Annotated in this window: 1 protein-coding gene; it reads left to right on the forward strand. The window is 55.7% G+C overall.

Annotation, left to right across the window (positions count from 1 at the left end):
* Positions 1 to 63: 63 nt before the first annotated feature.
* Positions 64 to 1,214, forward strand: a protein-coding gene (locus BN1120_RS02710; RefSeq protein ID WP_111736006.1) for an IS3 family transposase whose coding sequence is annotated in 2 segments (ribosomal slippage) — positions 64 to 301 and positions 301 to 1,214 — 1,152 coding nt in all. Because the reading frame shifts where the segments join, the coding sequence is not laid out codon by codon here.
* The last annotated feature ends 18 nt before the right edge of the window (positions 1,215 to 1,232 follow it).

Raw genomic sequence — 1,232 nt, forward strand, 5'->3', positions numbered from 1 at the left:
TGAATCGCTCCCAGTTCCCTAGACACCTCACAGCCTTAAAATGAGGCAACTATTGGAGGTGTTATGACCCGTCAGCGTTATCCAGAAACATTCAAAATCGAAGCCGTTAAACAAATCACCGAGCGCGGGCGGCCGGTGGCTGACGTTGCACGTGCCATCGGGGTATCCAGCCACAGCCTGTATGCATGGCTCAAGCAGTACGGTAAGCCTGCTGACCAGCAGATAGAAGAGTCTGCCTTGCAAGCCGAGATCCGCCGCCTGAAAACTGAACTGCGCCAGGTCACCGAGGAGCGCAATATTCTAAAGGAGGCCGCCGCGTACTTTGCCAGCGAGTCAAGGAAAGGTACGCGTTCATAACCTCCCGACTCGACCGGTACAGTGTCGTTACCCTGTGCCAGACCCTGGGGGTTCACCGAAGTGGCTTCTACGCGTGGTTGAAACAGCCCACATCGCCACGACAGCAGGAGGACGAACGACTGACCGGATTGGTCAAGCAATCCTGGCTGGAAAGTGGTGCTGTCTACGGTTATCGCAAGATCCATCGCGACCTTCGTGACGCAGGGGAAGCCTGCGGCAAGCACCGTGTGGCCAAATTAATGAAGCGGGAGGGACTGCGTTCGCAAACGGGCTATCAACGCCGCAAGGGGCATTATGGAGGCAAGAGCACGCAAGCTGCCCCAAACACGCTGGCACGTCAGTTTAAGGTGCCAGCCCCCAACATCACCTGGGTGACTGACATTACCTACATTCGCACTCAAGAAGGGTGGCTGTACCTGGCGGTGGTGCTCGACCTGTTCTCTCGCCAGATCGTCGGCTGGGCGATGAAGTCACGCATGACGGCAGACTTGGCGGTTGATGCGTTATTGATGGCCGTCTGGCGGCGCAAACCCAAGCAGCCGGTACTGGTGCATTCGGATCAGGGCAGCCAGTTTACCGGTGGTGAATGGCAGGACTTTCTGAAGGCCCACAACCTGAGTTGTAGCATGAGCCGACGGGGTAACTGTCACGACAACGCGGTCGCCGAGAGCTTCTTTCAGTTGCTCAAACGGGAGCGGATCAAGCGCAGGATTTACGCGACAAGAGACGAAGCCCGCAGCGATGTGTTTGATTATATCGAGATGTTTTACAACCCAATCAGGCGTCATGGTTCCAATGATGGGCTGTCGCCGGTAGAGTTTGAAAGGCAGTTTATTTTTCAGCAACAAAGTGTCTAGAAAACCAGGGGCGATTCA

Source organism: Aeromonas caviae, assembly GCF_000819785.1.
Taxonomy (GTDB): domain Bacteria; phylum Pseudomonadota; class Gammaproteobacteria; order Enterobacterales; family Aeromonadaceae; genus Aeromonas; species Aeromonas caviae.